Annotated in this window: 16 protein-coding genes; 9 read left to right on the forward strand and 7 right to left on the reverse strand. The window is 71.4% G+C overall.

Annotated features, from left to right (window positions below; translation table 11 throughout):
• Window positions 1–23 precede the first annotated feature (23 nt).
• The 4 genes from LJ657_RS42090 (at window position 24) to LJ657_RS42105 (ending at window position 3,830) form a co-directional block, all read left to right on the forward strand.
• Window positions 24–668, forward strand: a complete 645-nt coding sequence (locus LJ657_RS42090) for a class I SAM-dependent methyltransferase (protein ID WP_232654985.1) — start codon at window positions 24–26, stop codon at window positions 666–668.
• 305 nt (window positions 669–973) lie between these two features.
• Entirely contained in the window at window positions 974–1,651 is a 678-nt protein-coding gene (locus LJ657_RS42095) for an AraC family transcriptional regulator (RefSeq protein WP_232654986.1), read from the forward strand.
• 65 nt (window positions 1,652–1,716) lie between these two features.
• Window positions 1,717–2,145 carry a VOC family protein gene (locus LJ657_RS42100; protein ID WP_232654987.1) on the forward strand — a complete coding sequence of 143 codons (429 nt, stop codon included), beginning with the start codon at window positions 1,717–1,719 and terminating at the stop codon, window positions 2,143–2,145.
• A gap of 128 nt (window positions 2,146–2,273) precedes the next feature.
• Window positions 2,274–3,830, forward strand: coding sequence for a purple acid phosphatase family protein (locus LJ657_RS42105; protein ID WP_232654988.1), 1,557 nt, complete (start codon window positions 2,274–2,276; stop codon window positions 3,828–3,830).
• A gap of 34 nt (window positions 3,831–3,864) precedes the next feature.
• Here LJ657_RS42105 and LJ657_RS42110 read toward each other — a convergent pair whose 3' ends face one another.
• Genes LJ657_RS42110 through LJ657_RS42130 form a run of 5 tightly spaced genes read right to left on the reverse strand, consistent with a single transcriptional unit; the run spans window position 3,865 to window position 8,560 of the window.
• Complete coding sequence (locus tag LJ657_RS42110; RefSeq protein ID WP_232654989.1) at window positions 3,865–4,461, reverse strand: hypothetical protein; 597 nt, start codon at window positions 4,459–4,461, stop codon at window positions 3,865–3,867.
• A 5-nt stretch (window positions 4,462–4,466) separates the two neighbouring features.
• Window positions 4,467–5,351, reverse strand: a complete 885-nt coding sequence (locus tag LJ657_RS42115; RefSeq protein ID WP_232654990.1) for a carbohydrate ABC transporter permease — start codon at window positions 5,349–5,351, stop codon at window positions 4,467–4,469.
• Window positions 5,348–6,292: a carbohydrate ABC transporter permease gene (locus LJ657_RS42120; RefSeq protein ID WP_232654991.1), complete on the reverse strand. Its 945-nt coding sequence runs from the start codon at window positions 6,290–6,292 to the stop codon at window positions 5,348–5,350. Before LJ657_RS42120 ends, LJ657_RS42115 begins: the two co-directional genes overlap by 4 nt.
• Entirely contained in the window at window positions 6,289–7,572 is a 1,284-nt protein-coding gene (locus LJ657_RS42125) for an ABC transporter substrate-binding protein (protein WP_232654992.1), read from the reverse strand. The genes LJ657_RS42120 and LJ657_RS42125 overlap by 4 nt, the downstream gene beginning before the upstream one ends.
• 49 nt (window positions 7,573–7,621) lie before the next feature.
• Complete coding sequence (locus tag LJ657_RS42130) at window positions 7,622–8,560, reverse strand: DUF6807 domain-containing protein (protein ID WP_232654993.1); 939 nt, start codon at window positions 8,558–8,560, stop codon at window positions 7,622–7,624.
• Window positions 8,561–8,827: 267 nt separating this feature from the next.
• Between LJ657_RS42130 and LJ657_RS42135 the strand changes: the two genes are divergently transcribed.
• On the forward strand, window positions 8,828–9,961 hold the full coding sequence (locus tag LJ657_RS42135; protein ID WP_372488049.1) for a S1 family peptidase: 1,134 nt from the start codon (window positions 8,828–8,830) through the stop codon (window positions 9,959–9,961).
• Between the two features lie 83 nt (window positions 9,962–10,044).
• Here LJ657_RS42135 and LJ657_RS42140 read toward each other — a convergent pair whose 3' ends face one another.
• Window positions 10,045–10,890 carry an NAD(P)H-binding protein gene (locus LJ657_RS42140; protein WP_232655044.1) on the reverse strand — a complete coding sequence of 282 codons (846 nt, stop codon included), beginning with the start codon at window positions 10,888–10,890 and terminating at the stop codon, window positions 10,045–10,047.
• A gap of 147 nt (window positions 10,891–11,037) precedes the next feature.
• Here LJ657_RS42140 and LJ657_RS42145 point away from each other — a divergent pair, with 147 nt between their 5' ends.
• Entirely contained in the window at window positions 11,038–11,427 is a 390-nt protein-coding gene (locus LJ657_RS42145; RefSeq protein WP_232654995.1) for a winged helix-turn-helix transcriptional regulator, read from the forward strand.
• Between the two features lie 24 nt (window positions 11,428–11,451).
• On the opposite strand, the gene LJ657_RS42150 is transcribed toward LJ657_RS42145, so the two are convergent.
• On the reverse strand, window positions 11,452–11,892 hold the full coding sequence (locus LJ657_RS42150; protein ID WP_232654996.1) for a helix-turn-helix domain-containing protein: 441 nt from the start codon (window positions 11,890–11,892) through the stop codon (window positions 11,452–11,454).
• A gap of 75 nt (window positions 11,893–11,967) precedes the next feature.
• On the opposite strand from LJ657_RS42150, the gene LJ657_RS42155 reads away from it, so the two are divergent.
• From LJ657_RS42155 to LJ657_RS42165, 3 genes are all read left to right on the forward strand, one after another.
• Window positions 11,968–12,831 (forward strand): class I SAM-dependent methyltransferase, encoded by an 864-nt coding sequence (locus tag LJ657_RS42155; RefSeq protein WP_232654997.1) that lies wholly within the window; start codon window positions 11,968–11,970, stop codon window positions 12,829–12,831.
• Between the two features lie 124 nt (window positions 12,832–12,955).
• Entirely contained in the window at window positions 12,956–13,666 is a 711-nt protein-coding gene (locus LJ657_RS42160) for a ThuA domain-containing protein (RefSeq protein ID WP_232654998.1), read from the forward strand.
• Window positions 13,636–14,763: a Gfo/Idh/MocA family protein gene (locus LJ657_RS42165; protein ID WP_232654999.1), complete on the forward strand. Its 1,128-nt coding sequence runs from the start codon at window positions 13,636–13,638 to the stop codon at window positions 14,761–14,763. Before LJ657_RS42160 ends, LJ657_RS42165 begins: the two co-directional genes overlap by 31 nt.
• The last annotated feature ends 15 nt before the right edge of the window (window positions 14,764–14,778 follow it).

Consider the following 14,778-nt stretch of genomic DNA (forward strand, 5'->3'; position numbering starts at 1 on the left):
GGGGCAGGGCCGACCGTGGCGGTATGGATGAAAACGCACTCCTGGCCGAACAGCTGGCCTACTACCGGGCAGGGGCGGCCGAGTACGACCGGCCCTATGCCGAGCACGCAGACCTACAGGAACTGCCGCGCTGCGTCGACGGTCTCCCGATTGCCGGGGATGTACTGGAACTGGCCTGTGGAACGGGCCAGTGGACCCGGCTGCTCGCCGCGCGGGCGCGCGCGGTGACGGCCGTCGACGCGGCACCCGAGATGCTGGCCCTCGCTCGTGCGCGTACTGCCTCCCCCACGGTCGAGTTCGTCGAGGCCGACCTGTTCGCGTGGCGGCCGCCGCGGCGCTACGACACCGTGTTCTTCGCCTTCTGGCTCTCGCATGTCCCGCCCGCCCGGCTGCCCGGCTTCTGGGACACGGTCGCCGACGCGCTCGCCCCGGGTGGCAAAGCGATCTTCATCGACGACGGGCCTGCCGGGGCCGGGGCGGAGGATGTCCTCGCGGATCCTGCCGTCCCGGCGGCGGTGCGGCGGCTCGACGACGGCAGCAAGTACCGCATCGTGAAGGTCTTCCACGAGGCGCGGGCGCTCACGAGCGACCTCACCGCGCTGGGGTGGTCGGTGCGCATCCGGACGGTGGCCGGGCAGTTCATCGGCATCGCAGAACCTGCCGGATGACTCCCGTGCATCGGATCGACATCTGCGGTGTCGGGGGCCCGGTCCCGGGCTCGCTCACGTGGGCGCGAGCGGGCCCGGGGAGGCGCCGGCGCTGCCGTAGCGCCCTCCGTGTCCGGCGCAGGACAATGACCGCATGGGCGGTGAGCCGGTGGACGAGGCGGTGCGGGCGGTGCCTGCGCCGCCGCTGCGCGGGCTGGTCGGCTGGTACTCCGGCTACCGCCAGCGCGGCATCCCGCACACCCGGCACCGGGGGCTGCCGTCGCCGTGGCTGACCCTGATCATCACCCCTGGACGAGCCGTTCAGCATGGCCGCCCACCCCGATCCGGGTGCCGCCCCCGGCGACTATCCCACCCTGCTGGGCGGCCTGCACCTGACGCCCGCGCTGATCGACGTCCCCGGGCGGCAGTCCGGCATCCAGGTGGCGGTCAGCCCGCTCGGCGCGCGCGTCCTGCTGGGGCTGCCCGCGGGAGAGCTGGCCGGGACCGACGTGCACGCCGACGACGTGCTGGGCGCGGGCATACGCGAGGTCCACGACAAGGTGCGCGAGGCACCCGACTGGGCCGCCCGGTTCGCGGTCGTCGACGACTGGCTGCTGCACCGCATGTCGCGAAACGACGGCGCGGAAACGATCACCCCGGTGGCCGGCGCCTGGCAGCGGCTGCTGTCCGCCGGTGGTCGCCTGCGCGTCGACAAGCTGGCCGCCGACACCGGTTTCAGCGAGCGGCATCTGCGCAACCGCTTCCGCGCGGAGATCGGCCTCACCCCCAAGGCGGCCGCCCGGGTCATACGCTTCGACCTGGTACGGCGCCGCCTGGCGGCCGGACCTGGCCTGCCGGGCCTCGCGGGCCTGGCCGCCGACTGCGGCTACGCGGACCAGTCCCACCTCGACCGCGAGTTCGCCGCCCTGGCCTCCTGCACGCCCAGCGCCTGGCTGATGCAGGAGTTCCGAAACATCCAATCCGGGCACCATCCGCCCGCGTGACCCTGGTGAGGCCGGCCGGACGACCCGGCAGGCTCCCGACTTCCGCGAAACGGAGGCGCATCACCATGACGACCAGTACGCCCGACACCGCCGAGCAGCCGCCCGCCCCGCAGGTCTGGCCCACCCTGCGTGCCCATGACGCCTGCGCACTGATCCGCTTCCTCGTCGACGCCTTCGGTTTCGAGGAGACCGTGGTGTACGGAGACGGCGACCTGGTCGAGCACGCCCAGCTGAGCTGGCCCGAGGGCGGCGGCATCATGCTGGGCTCCGTACGCGAGGAGCAGGAGCCCGGCACCGGCCCGACACCGCCCGGTGCCTTCAGCGCCTACGTCGTCACCGCCGACCCGGACGCCGTCCACGCCCGCGCCAAAGCTGCCGGCGCGGAGATCACCGCGGATCTGCACGTCACGGACTACGGCTCGCGCGACTTCGCCGCCCGCGACCCCGAAGGAAACCGCTGGTACTTCGGTACATATCGGGGCGAACCACGCTGATCATCACGAGGTGAGCATTATCACCCGGACCGGTCGCAGCCGGGCCGACCTGGGAATTGTCGCCCGCCCTACGCCAAAGCGCCGTCCACATCACTGCCGTCGTTCACTGCGCACGGGCACACTGGGGCATGCGCTGCTGCCTGTCCGCTCCCCTCGCCGCTCTCTCGGCCCTGCCCGACCCCTGTCAGGTCCTGCGTTCCGGCGCCCTCCTCACCCCCGCCCTGCTGCGCACCGCCGCCGATGCCCTGCGCGGCCCGGCGGGCAGAAGCAGGCACAGCCACCGCGACGGCCTGGCCGCCGTCCACCTGGAACTGGTCACCCTGGCCGAGGACCGCGCCGTCATCACCTGGTACACCGGCGTGCCCGGCACCGACGACGGCTTCGGCCACATGCTCCCCGCGATCACGGAGGGCGAGGTCGTCTACGGCACCCATCCCGGCCGCCTCACCCGCGTCGCGGCGGAGGACGGGCCGGTGGCGCACCACTACGTGGAGCTCACCGACCTGGAGCCCGGGCAGACGTACTACTACCAGGCCCGTTCGCGGGGCGTGGCCGCGACGCCCACACCGCTGCACCTCGTCCGCGGCAACGCCGTGGGCACCAATCGCCACGGGCTCGGTTCGGCCGGAGGCCCGTACTCCTTCACCACGCCGCAGCCGCCGCCGGGGCGGCACCTGCTGTCGATCGCGCTCTGCAACGACCTGCACCTGGGCGAGACCACCGCCGGTCTGGTGACCGGCATCCCGCTGATGCGCGGGATCACCCAGGAACACGGCCGTGCGCCGTATCCCGAGATCATGAGCCGGGCGGTGGTCGAGGAGGCCCGTCGGCGCGGGGCGGACGTGCTGCTGGCCGCCGGGGACATCTCGGCCGGCGGCGCGGCGCGGGACCTGGCCGAGGCGAAGCAGATCCTGGACGGTTTCGGCGCCCACGGTCAGGACTACTTCGTCGTACGCGGAAACCACGACCGGCCCGGGCACGGCAACTGCCGGTCCTGTGACGGCGGTTGCGGGGACTCCTTCCGGGACGGGTTCCTCGGCGGCGACGGGCCCGCGTACTTCGCGCGCGATCTCGCAGGGCTGCGGATCGTCGGACTCGACACCTATGAGAAGGACGGCAACGGAGCCGACGCGGGCGGTCTCGGTGCCGAGCAACTGGCGTGGTTCCGGGCCCGGTTGAGGGAGAACAGGGACCAGCCCACCGTGGTGTTCGGGCACCATCCGCTGGCCGTGCGGGACTCCGTCTTCCCGGTGACCGGCGGACAGCGCCTCGGCCGTCGTCAGGCCCGTGCCATCCTCGACGCCTACGCGAGCGCACCCGGTGTGTTCCTCCATCACGCGGGCCACACCCACCGCAACAAGCGCACGGTGCTGCCGCAGGCCCCGCACGTCACGATGCAGGAGGTCAGCGCGGTCAAGGACTATCCCGGCGGCTTCTGTCTGCTGCGGATCCACTCGGGCGGGTACGCCGTGAACCACTACAAGGCGAGCAGTGCCCCGGCCCGCGAATGGACCGAGCGCAGCCGCCGGGTGGCCGCAGGGCTGTGGCCGCACCACGCCCTCGGCCGCTCGGTCACCGACCGCAACAGCATGAGCGCCCGCGACCTGTCCGGCATCACCCGCCCGGCGCCGGCGATCCCCGCCCAGCGCAGGCCCCAGGCGCACGCCCTACGTCCGGAGCTGTGACCGCCGGCGCGGGCGGTCACGCGAGCGCCGGCCTTCACCCACGGGCGGCGGCCCACCGCACATCAACAGCAGTGACCGCCAGCGCCAGCGGCCCCGGCGCCAGAAACGCCAGCGGAACCAGCACCCACGCACACACGGCGGACGTCGCCACCGCGAGGAGCACCAGGCCGCTGCCGCCCACGTCCCGCACCGCGTCCCGGGCGGCCGCGCGCAGGGCGGTCGGCCAGTCGTCGAGGGACTCTGGGCGGGCGCAGGCCCTGAGGGCGACCACGGTGGCGTAGGTTCCGATCGCGGCGGCCGTCACCGCGAACAGCGGTGCTCCCGGCAGTCCCGCCCCCGCCAGCGCCAGGTCCGCGGCGAGCAGCAGCGCCCCCGCCAGGGCGGCGGTGCCCGCGACCAGGTCACCCGCCCGCAGGCGCCGCCGCAGCAGGGCGAAGTAGCGGCCCGCGGTGGCGGGCCGGTCCTCCCGCGCGCCCCGCAGCACCGCGCAGGCCGTCGACAGTGCGGCCGGAGCGGTCAGCAGCGGCAGACAGGCCGCGGCCGTGGCGAGCCCGACGCTCAGCATGTCGGCGAACAGGGTCAGCCGCGGCCCGAAGACCTCGCCCGGCTCACGCGTACGCGTGTCGCTCATCCCGCTCACCCCTTCAGCCCGGAGCTGGCCATGCCCTCGACCAGGAACCGCTGGAAGGCGAGGAAGAACAGCACGATGGGCAGCAGCGCGATCACCGACATCGCGAACATCGGACCGAACGCCGACTGGCTGGAGGCGTCCACGAAGGACCGCAGCGCGAGCGTGAGGGTGAACTTGTCCGGGTCGAAGAGGTAGATCAGCTGGGTGAAGAAGTCGTTCCAGGTCCAGATGAACGTGAAGATCGCCGTGGTGATCAGCGCGGGACGGGTGAGCGGCAGGATCACCTGGAAGAAGCTGCGGAACGGGCCGCAGCCGTCGATGCGCGCCGCCTCCTCCAGTTCCCTCGGCAGACCGCGCATGAACTGCACCATCAGGAAGACGAAGAACGCCTCGGTGGCGAGGAACTTCGGCAGGATCAGCGGCCAGTAGGTGTTCACCATGCCGAGCTTGTTGAAGATGATGTACTGCGGGATCAGCACCGCGTGGTGCGGCAGCATGATCGTCGCGATCATGAAGGCGAACATCGGGCCGCGGAAGCGGAAGCGCAGCCGGGCGAAGGCGTAGGCCGCGAGCGAGCAGCTGATCACGTTGCCGACGACCGCACCGCCCGCGATCAGCAGCGAGTTGCCGAGCAGCCGCCAGACGGACACGCCGTTCACGCCGTCCAGGGCGGTCTTGTAGTTCGACCATTCCAGATGGCTGGGCAGCAGGTTGAGGCTCGCGATCACCTCGTCGGCCGGCTTGAGGGAGGTGGCGAGCAGCCAGGCCAGCGGATAGAGCATCACGAGCAGTGCGGCCAGGCAGCCGAGGTGCACGGCGACGCGGCCCCAGCGAACGGGCTTGCGAGCAACGGTGGTTGGGGCGTCGGCGGGTGTGGCGGTCGTGGTCATCGGTCCCCCTCGGAGGCGTAGAAGACCCAGGAGCGAGAGGTGCGGAACAGCACCGCGGTGACGGCGCCGATGACGAGCAGCAGCACCCAGGCCATGGCGGAGGCGTAGCCCATGTGGGAGGCGACGAAGCCGCGGTCGTAGAGGTAGAGGGTGTAGAAGAGGGTGGAGTCGGCGGGGCCGCCCTTGCCGCCGCTGACCGCGAAGGCGGGCGTGAACGCCTGGAAGGCCTGGATGGTCTGCAGGACCAGGTTGAAGAACAGCACCGGGGACAGCATCGGCACCGTGATGGACAGGAACTGCCGCCATCTGCCCGCCCCGTCCACGGCCGCCGCCTCGTACAGTTCGGCCGGTATCTGCTGCAGCCCGGCCAGAAAGATGACCATCGGCGCGCCGAACTGCCACACCGTCAGCAGCGCCACGGCGACCAGGGCCCAGCCGGGTTTGTTGACCCAGCCGCCGGTGCCGAGGAGGTTGTCCACCGTGCCGCCGTCGTTGAAGACGGCGCGCCAGACGAGGGCGACGGACATGGACGCGCCGAGCAGCGAAGGGGCGTAGAACGCGGAGCGGTAGAAGCCCTTGCCGCGTCGCATGGTCTTGAGGGCGAGCGCGACGACGAGGGCGAGCGCCAGTTGCAGGGGCACCGCGATGACGACGTACGTCAGGGTCGTCACGACCGACCGCCAGTACCGCGGGTCCTGTGTGAACATCTGTATGTAGTTGCGCAGGCCCACCCAGTGCGGCGGGTTGAACAGGTCGTAGTCGGTGAAGGAGAGATACAGCGACACGGCCATCGGCAGCAGCGTCAGGACGATCGCGCCGAGCACCCACGGGGACAGGAACACCCAGGCGGCGCCCTCGCGTTCGCGTTTGGGGCGGCGCTTGGCGGCGGGCGCGGGGCGGGGCGGGCGAGCGGTGGGTGCGGGGACGTCGGTGGTGGTCATGACCTCAGCTCCGCCTTCGCCTCGGTGACATAGTTCTCGGCCGCCCGGCGCGGCGACATGCGCTCGTACGACACCTGGTCGTAGTCGCGCTGGAAGGTGGTCTGCAGGGCGTTGTCGCCGGACGGCGGAGCCTGCGGCGGGTCCTTGAGGGAGCCTTCGAGCGAGGACTGGAAGTCGGCGACCGTCTTGTCGAAGTCCTTGAGCTGTGAGGCGGTCTGCTCGCGGATGGTCTCGTTGACGGGGATGCCGCGGGTCGCGCCGAGGATCTTCGCCGCCTGCCGGTCGTTGAGGAGGAAGTCGATGAGTGCGGCGGCCTCCTTGCGGTGGCCGGTGTGGGCTCCTATGCCGAGGAACATGGACGGCTTGAAGTACTGGCCGGGCGTGCCGTCCTCGCCCGACGGCATCGGCGCGAGCGCGACGCCGCCCTTGACGAGCGCGAGGTAACCGCTGGACGGGGCGTCCCAGTTGAAGTCGGCGGTGGCCTTGCCGCGGCCGAGCGGGGTGTTCTCGACGGAGCCGTCGAGCTGGGTGGTCTGTTCGGCCGGGGAGACGGCGCCCTCCCGGCGGAGCCGGTCGGTGAAGGTCCACCAGCGGGCGAGGTCGTCGGCGGTGAAACCGAGGCCGCCGGAGTTGGTGTAGAGGGCCTTGCCCTGGCCGCGCAGCCACACCTCGAAGGCGTCCTCGCTCTGGCCGGGATCGGTGGCACCGGGCCTGCCGGTCTTCTTGACCAACGCCCGTACGGCGTCCGCCCATTGGCTCCAGGTCCAGCCCTTGCGCGGGAGGACCACTCCGGACGCCTTCCATGCCTTGACGTCGTAGACGACGGTCTCGGTGCCCCGGCCCTGCGGGACGGCGTACTGGGTGCCGTCCACCCGGCCGGTGGCCAGCAGGCCCGGGTCGATCTCGGCGGTGCGCAGGTCGCCCTTGACCTTGCCCAGGTCGAGCAGGACGTGTCCGGAGGCGTACTGGTCGATCTGGCGGTAGTCGAGCTGCATCACATCGGGTGCGTCGCCGCCCGTGGCCTGGATGGCGAGCTTCTGTTTGTAGGCGTCGTAACCCGAGAACGACGTCTGCACCCGCACGTTCGGATGCTGTTTCTCGAACAGGGCGACGGCCTGCTCCGTGCGTGCCGCGCGGTCGGGGTTGCCCCACCACGTGTAGCGCAGCACGACCTTGCCGCCGCCGGCCGACTCCCCGGATCCCCCGCAGCCGGCCAGCACCGCACTGAGCACGAGTGCGGCGGCCGCCGCGCAGAACCCCTTTGTCCTGTGTCCGGGCATGCCGAGGTCACCTCTTTCCTCACAACTGCTTGCTCTCAGGGCCGGTCGGTCACCACGCCAGACCCTCCAGATGGCCGGCGACACGGTCGCGGTCCCACGCACCGTCGGCGACGACAAGCCGATAGCGGTAGGCGAAGGACTCGCCGGGCGGCAGCTCGAACTCCTCGAAGAAAGCCCAGGAGAACGCGACCGTGGGGATCGGTTCCGAGCGCACGAACCAGTGCGAGGCGTGGATCGCGGACTGCTCGTCGAGGTTCTCGGGTGCGTGGGCGAAGACGAGCGTGGAGTGCGCGTCGATGTCGTCGTGCTCGGTGGTGAAGGCCAGCCAGGGGCCCTGGGTGCCCATCAGTTTTCCGGCGTCCGTGCCCGCTCCGCCGTCGATGCCGGGGCCGAAGGCGGTGCCGCCGGTGAAGTCGCGGGGGCCGCGCCACTGCAGTCCGGTGTAGCCGGCCAGCTCGCGACCCTCGGTGGTGGGCGAGCCGAAGGCCAGGGGCTCGTCGCGGAGGTTGGTGAGGTGGATCGACCAGTCCAGTGCCCAGGCGCCGGCCTCCTCGTCGACCGAGTGGACGGTGAGGCCGCGCTCCTCACGTGCCCATTCCCTGCCGCCGTTCTCCACCCACGTCAGTGCCTCGGTCAGGGCGAGCCGGTCGTCCTCGACCGTGAACTCGGGGAAGCCGTCGTGCCGCATCGAGCCGATGCGGTCGGGCAGCGGCAGATAACCCCGGCCGTGGACATAGCAGTTGCCGCCCCAGAAGTTCTGCCCGGACAGATGACTGGCCGTCATCTGCAGGCCCTTGTGCCAGCGGTGGTCGCTGGGGCGGTAGCCGGTCACGGCGTGTCCGGCGAGGGTGCGCACCGGGTGCGCGTAGGGCTTGCGCGCCTCGAAGGCATCGGGGTCGGGTCGGTAGACGTAGCGGAGGATCTCGGTGCCGTCCGCCGCCGCGACCGCGATGTGCTCGCCGTACGCGTGGCTGACTCGGATACTCATGCGCGCTCCTCGGGGGCCGGTGTGGGGGGGGGTGGTCGCCGTGCATGGCCTGGTTGCAGAAAGCGCTTGCGCCCGAAGATGACCTTAGGGGCGGGGGAATGTCAGGACAACCCCCGTGCATTGATGCGGGAATTGGTATGGACCTTCCCCCGCTGCCCCGGCTAGGCTCTGCGGCGCATGAAGCGAGAGCGCTCTCACCGTTCTGCTGTTCCACCCCCACCCTGCTGGAACAACGAAGGGGCCACTCCCTTGAGACGCACAACAGCCATGCGCACCGGACTGTCCGCACTCCTCCTGCTCGGCAGCTGGGCCACCGCGAGTGCCGTGCCGGCCTCCGCCGCCGACTCCCCCTCGCGCCCCACCGAACCCCCGGCCTCCGCCCCGCTCCTGTCCGCCATGCGGCACGACCTGGGACTGACGAAGAGCCAGGCCGAAGCGCGCCTGGCCGCCGAGAAGACGGCGACAGCCGTGGAACGGAAGGCGAAGCGTGCCGCCGGGTCGTCGTACGGCGGCTCCTGGTTCGACGCCACGAGCGGCAGGCTGACCGTCGCGGTCACCCGTGGCGCGAACACCGAGGCCTTGCGCGCGACGGGCGCGACCGTTCGTCTCGTGCGGCACAGCGCGCGGCAACTGGACGCGACGAAGGCACGCATCGACGCGCTCTCCGCACCCGCCGGGATCGGCGGTTGGTACGTCGACGTCAAGACCGACCAGGTCGTCGTGAACGTCGTTGCCGCGCACCGTCGTGACAACGATGTCCAAACCTTCCTGGCACGAGCCCGCCAAGCCGGCCCGGTCACGGTGCGGGAAACCGCCGACGCGCCGCGGACCTTCGCCGCCGGCACCGTGGGCGGCGACCCGTACTACACCGGCAACGTCCGCTGCTCCATAGGTTTCTCGGTGTACGGCGGCTTCGTCACCGCCGGGCACTGCGATCAGCACACAGGCGCGGTGTACGGCTGGGACGGCTCCTACGTCGGCGACTTCCAGGGCTCGTCGTTCCCGGACAACGACTACGCCTGGGTGAGCGTCGGCAGCGGCTGGTGGACCGTGCCGGTGGTGCTCGGCTGGGGCACCGTCTCCGACCAGCTCGTCCGCGGCTCCGCCGAAGCCCCCGTCGGCGCGTCCATCTGCCGCTCCGGCTCCACCTCGCACTGGCACTGCGGCACCGTCCTGGCCAAGAGCGAGACGGTCAACTACAGCCAGGGTGCCGTCCACGAGCTGACGAAGACGAGCGTCTGCGCCGAGCCCGGTGACTCCGGTGGCTCGTTCATCAGCGGTGACCAGGCGCAGGGCGTCACCTCCGGCGGCTGGGGCAACTGCAGCTCCGGCGGCGAGACCTGGTACCAGCCCGTCAACGAGATCCTCAACCGGTACGGGCTGACGCTGCAGACGGCCTGAGCCCGCGCCGCCGTGGCCGAACGGGCTTCGCCGGGAACCAGCCGACGGAGCCCGCCCAGGCACCCTTGGACAAGGGCGAGGGTCTATCGGAACGCAGCGATATGGCTCTGCGCCCAATCAGCGAACGTGCGGGGCGCGCGGCCGAGGACCTGCTCGACGTCGGGGCTGATGCGCTGCTCGGCAGGTGTGGGCTCGCCGAGGATGTCGAGTGTCGTGTCGACCACGGGCTCGGGCAGGAACTGCAGCATCTGTGCGCGGGCCTCGTCACGGGTCTGCTCGATGAAGCGGACCGGTTCGCCGAGCGCATCGCCGATCGCCTCGGCCTGCTGACGGGGCGTGGTGAGGGCGGGCCCGGTCAGCTCGTAGGTCCGTCCGGCGTGGCCGTCCTCGCGCAGGGCCGCGGCGGCGACTTGGGCGATGTCGTCCGGGTCGACGGTGGGCAGGCCGATGCCGGCGAACGGCGCGGCGATCGCCCGTCGGGCGCGCACGGACTCCGCCCAGGCGTAGGTGTTGGAGTTGAAGCCGCCGGGCCGCAGGATCGTCCAGTCAAGACCCGACTGCCGGACGGCGTCCTCGATGGCGCGTGCGACACCCCCGTGCGAGGCCGACTCCGGCCGGGTGGTGACCCCTTGGGAGGACAGCAGCACCACACGTCCGATGCCGCCGGCCTTGGCGACGTCGAGGATGTCCTGCGGGCTGAGCAGGTGCGCGCTGGGGCCGCCGTTCTGCAGGAACAGCGCCTCGGCACCGTCGAACACGGGCCGCAGGCTCTCCGGATCGGTCAGGTCCGCCTGCCGGTGCCGCACCCCTTGAGGCAGGTCCGCGGCCGAGACGGCCCGGGATGTCGCGGTCACCTGCGCACCGGTGGCTGCGAGGCTCTGCACGAGCGATCGGCCGACGTTGCCCGTCGCCCCCGTCACTACGATCACCATGAACTCCCTTGTGTGTTGCGTGTGTTGTCGATGCCCGAGCGGGCGAGAGTGCCGCGGAGTACCGCTTTCCGGGCGCCTACGGGACGCTAACACCGCCGGTATAGTAGGTACCTAGGGGAAAGTGGCTATCCCGGAGGGATGCGCATGGCGGTCAAGGACATGCGGGCGGCAACTGCCGGGACCGATCCGGAAGTTGCCTGCCCGATCGGACCGGTGGTGGACATCGTGTTCAGCCGGTGGACCACGCCGATCCTGTGGAGCCTGCACGCGCACGGCCGGCAGCGCTTCGTCGAGCTGGAGCGGCGCATCGCGAGGATCACGCCGAAGGTGCTGACCCAGCGACTGAGGCAGTTGGAACGCGACGGCCTCGTCGTGCGCACGTATCACGCGGAGGTCCCGCCCCGGGTCGAGTACGAGATCAGTGAACTCGGCCGCAGCCTGGCCCCGCTCTTCGCGCATCTCGCCGAGTGGTCCGCCGGCAACCTCGAAAAGGTCGAGCGGTCCCGGCACGAGTACGACGCCGATTCGGCCTGAGGACGCAGGCGTCCCCAGCTTCCGTCAGCGCTCTCGCGATGAGCGCGGAGCCCGCTTGCCCGGTACGGCGACAGCGCCGGAGGCGGCGGACCTGAGGAGGCGGCGGAACGTGGGGCATTCCATGTGACTCGGCGCCGGGCAGGCGGCGGCGTGTCGCAGGGAGTCGCGCAGCACGCCGAGTTCGCGGATCGTGCGGTCCAGCTCCTCCGCCCTGCCCGCGAGCACCTGCCGGTCGATACGCGGCTGCCCGTCCGGCGCGAACATGCGCGCGATCTCGTCGAGCGAGAACCCGGCGGTGCGCCCCATCGCGATCAGCGCGAGACGCTCCAGTACGGCGGGGTCGTACTGACGGCGCAGCCCCCGCCGGCCGCTCGCGGCGATCAGACCCTTTTCCTCGTAGAACCGCAGGGTCGAGGCGGGTACCCCGGCGCGCTGCACCACCTCGGCGATGTCCAGGTCTGTCATCCTCTTTACCTCAAGTCGACTTGAAGTGGCACGGTGTCATCTCGAACCGGACGAGCGCAAGCGCAGGAGGCGATCATGGACGTCGCGCGGGGAAGCGATGACGATCAGGCGGCCCGTTGGAAGGGGCCCGGCGGCAACGCCTGGGTCGAGTTGCAGACGGTGATGGACGAGATGTTCAAGCCCTTGGAAGAACTGCTCGTCGATGCCGTGACCGGCGCAGACGCGGGCCGTGTGCTCGATGTCGGCTGCGGCACCGGCGGCGTCACGCTGGCCGTCGCGCGGCGGCTCGGTCCGGCGGGCCGCTGTGTCGGCGTCGACATCTCCGAACCGGTGATCGCCGCCGCCCGGTCGCGCGCCGAACGGGACGGCACACCGGCGTCCTTCGTCCTCGGCGACGCACAGGACCACGCGTTCGAGCACGCCGCCTTCGACGCCGTCATCTCGCGCTTCGGGGTCATGTTCTTCAGCGACTCCGTGCGGGCGTTCGCGAACCTCCGGCGTGCCGCGAGGGACGAGGCCCTGCTGCGATTCGTCGCCTGGCGCGGCCCTGCGGAGAACCCGTTCATGACGACGGCCGAACGCGCCGCGGCACCGCTGCTGCCCGGCCTGCCCGTCCGCCGCCCGGACGAGCCCGGGCAGTTCGCCTTCGCGGACCCGGACCGGATCCACCGCGTCCTGGCGGAGAGCGGCTGGGCCGGGATCGACATCCGGCCGCTCGACGTGGCCTGTGCCCTGCCCGAGAGCGAGTTGGTCCACTACCTCACCCGGCTGGGTCCGGTCGGTCTGGCCCTCGGCGGGGTCGACGAGCAGACCCGCGCACGTGTCATCGACACGGTCCGCGCCGCGTTCGATCCCTTTGTGCAGGGTACGGAGGTCCGCTTCACCGCCGCCTGCTGGCTGGTCGACGCCCACGCGCCGGCCGTCTCGGCCGCCGGCTGAACCCGGGAGGAAGTTGTAGTCGGCGGGCAGGGGACGGCCGCGAAACTTTCGCGCATCCGGCAGCCCGTTGCCGGGCGCGGGTGACTGGCGCATAGTGAGGGCTCCGTACGGGTGAAGGAACGCGATGCAGCCGAAGAAAGCCCTGGTGGTCCGAGGCGGATGGGAGGGGCACCGGCCGGTCCAGGCCACGGAGTTGTTCCTGCCCTTCCTCGAAAGCAGCGGTTTCACGGTCCGGGTCGAGGAGTCGACCGAGCTCTACGCCGATGCTGCCGAGCTGGCGCGCACCGACCTGGTGGTGCAGTGCGTCTCGATGTCGGAGATCAGCGCCGAGCAGGTGGCGGGACTGAGCGCGGCGGTCGCGGCCGGCACCGGGTTCACCGGCTGGCACGGCGGTATCGCCGACTCGTTCCGTGCCTCCTCCGACTATCTCCAGCTGGTGGGAGGCCAGTTCGCCTGCCACCCGGGCAAGGAGCCGTGCGAGCGCCGGGGCGAGGCGGAGGACAACTTCCTGCCGCACACCATCGACATCACCGAGCTCGGCCGCAAGCACCCCGTCACCGAGGGGCTCGACGACTTCGAGCTGTGCACCGAGCAGTACTGGGTGCTCCACGACGACCTGATCGACGTCCTGGCCACCACCACGCACCCCGCCCGCGCCTGGCAGCCCTGGCAGCGGCCCGTCACCTCACCGGCGATCTGGACCCGGCGGTGGGGCGCCGGGCGGATCGTGGTGACGACACCGGGGCACAGCCTGGACGTGCTGGAGAACCCGAACGTCCGCACGGTCATCGAGAGGGGCATGCTGTGGGCGACGCGCACCGCATCGGCGTCGTAGGTCTCGGCGTCATCTCCCGCGCGTATCTGGACACGCTCCTCGGCCATCCCGCCGTACGCGTCACCGCGGTCGCCGACCTCGACGCCACGCGGTCTGCCGCGGTCGCCGCCGAGCTGCCCGGCACGCGGGCGCTGACCGTCGAGGAGTTGCTGAGCAGCCCGGACGTGGACACGGTGCTGAACCTGACCGTTCCCGCCGCGCACGCCGAGATCGCCCTGGGCGCCATCGGCCACGGGAAGAACGTCTACGGGGAGAAACCCCTGGCCGCCACCCTCGTCGACGCCCAGGCTGTCATGGACGCCGCCGGGAAGGCGGGCGTCGGCGTGGGATGCGCGCCGGACACCGTCCTGGGCACCGGAGTCCAGACGGCACGGGCGGCCGTGGAGGCGGGGAGTATCGGACGCCCCCAGTTCGCCTCGGCCGTCATGGTCACGCCGGGGCACGAGCGCTGGCATCCCCACCCCGACTTCTACTACACCGCCGGGGGCGGCCCGCTGCTCGACATGGGGCCGTACTATCTCGCGTCCCTGGTTCATCTGCTGGGTCCGGTGCGTGCCGTGACCGGGGCGGCCGGCCGGCTGCGCAGCGAGCGCGTGATCGGTTCCGGCCCGCGCGCGGGCGAGCGGATTCCGGTCGAGGTGGACAGTCATGTCTCCGGTGTGCTCGAGCACGTGGACGGCGCTCTGACCACGGTCACCACGAGCTTCGACGGTGTGGCCACCACGGCCGCCCCCATCGAGGTCCACGGCGAGAGCGGCACGCTCACGGTGCCGGATCCGAACCACTTCGACGGCGAGGTGCGGCTCTTCGAACTCGGCGGCACCCAGTGGCGCACGCTCCCGCCGTCGGCGGGTTACGTCGACGGCGCCCGCGGCCTCGGTCTGCTCGACTTCATCACCGCCGACGGGCGCCGGGCGCCCCGCGCGAGCGGCGAGCTCGCCCTGCACGTGCTGGAGACGATGACCGCGCTCCTCCGCTCGTCGGCAGAGGGACGCCGCATCGAGCTGACGACCTCGGCAGTGCCACCGGACCTGGTTCCGCTCACTGCCGTCGAGGCGTGGAGAGCACCGGCCGCCGGTCGAACCGCCGCACGGTGAAACCGGCAGCGGGCC

Origin of the sequence: Streptomyces guryensis (assembly GCF_021261325.1) — a bacterium.
In the GTDB taxonomy this organism is placed as follows: domain Bacteria; phylum Actinomycetota; class Actinomycetes; order Streptomycetales; family Streptomycetaceae; genus Streptomyces; species Streptomyces guryensis.

Bases quoted from the DNA above. Each gene is read 5' to 3' on its own strand.
- LJ657_RS42155 (WP_232654997.1), top strand. From the start codon at position 11,968: ATGGACGTCGCGCGGGGAAGCGATGACGATCAGGCGGCCCGTTGGAAG.
- LJ657_RS42145 (WP_232654995.1), top strand. From the start codon at position 11,038: ATGGCGGTCAAGGACATGCGGGCGGCAACTGCCGGGACCGATCCGGAA.
- LJ657_RS42095 (WP_232654986.1), top strand. From the start codon at position 974: ATGGCCGCCCACCCCGATCCGGGTGCCGCCCCCGGCGACTATCCCACC.
- LJ657_RS42130 (WP_232654993.1), bottom strand. From the start codon at position 8,560: ATGAGTATCCGAGTCAGCCACGCGTACGGCGAGCACATCGCGGTCGCG.
- LJ657_RS42100 (WP_232654987.1), top strand. From the start codon at position 1,717: ATGACGACCAGTACGCCCGACACCGCCGAGCAGCCGCCCGCCCCGCAG.
- LJ657_RS42135 (WP_372488049.1), top strand. From the start codon at position 8,828: ATGCGCACCGGACTGTCCGCACTCCTCCTGCTCGGCAGCTGGGCCACC.
- LJ657_RS42115 (WP_232654990.1), bottom strand. From the start codon at position 5,351: ATGACCACGACCGCCACACCCGCCGACGCCCCAACCACCGTTGCTCGC.
- LJ657_RS42110 (WP_232654989.1), bottom strand. From the start codon at position 4,461: ATGAGCGACACGCGTACGCGTGAGCCGGGCGAGGTCTTCGGGCCGCGG.
- LJ657_RS42150 (WP_232654996.1), bottom strand. From the start codon at position 11,892: ATGACAGACCTGGACATCGCCGAGGTGGTGCAGCGCGCCGGGGTACCC.
- LJ657_RS42090 (WP_232654985.1), top strand. From the start codon at position 24: ATGGATGAAAACGCACTCCTGGCCGAACAGCTGGCCTACTACCGGGCA.
- LJ657_RS42105 (WP_232654988.1), top strand. From the start codon at position 2,274: ATGCGCTGCTGCCTGTCCGCTCCCCTCGCCGCTCTCTCGGCCCTGCCC.
- LJ657_RS42125 (WP_232654992.1), bottom strand. From the start codon at position 7,572: ATGCCCGGACACAGGACAAAGGGGTTCTGCGCGGCGGCCGCCGCACTC.
- LJ657_RS42160 (WP_232654998.1), top strand. From the start codon at position 12,956: ATGCAGCCGAAGAAAGCCCTGGTGGTCCGAGGCGGATGGGAGGGGCAC.
- LJ657_RS42120 (WP_232654991.1), bottom strand. From the start codon at position 6,292: ATGACCACCACCGACGTCCCCGCACCCACCGCTCGCCCGCCCCGCCCC.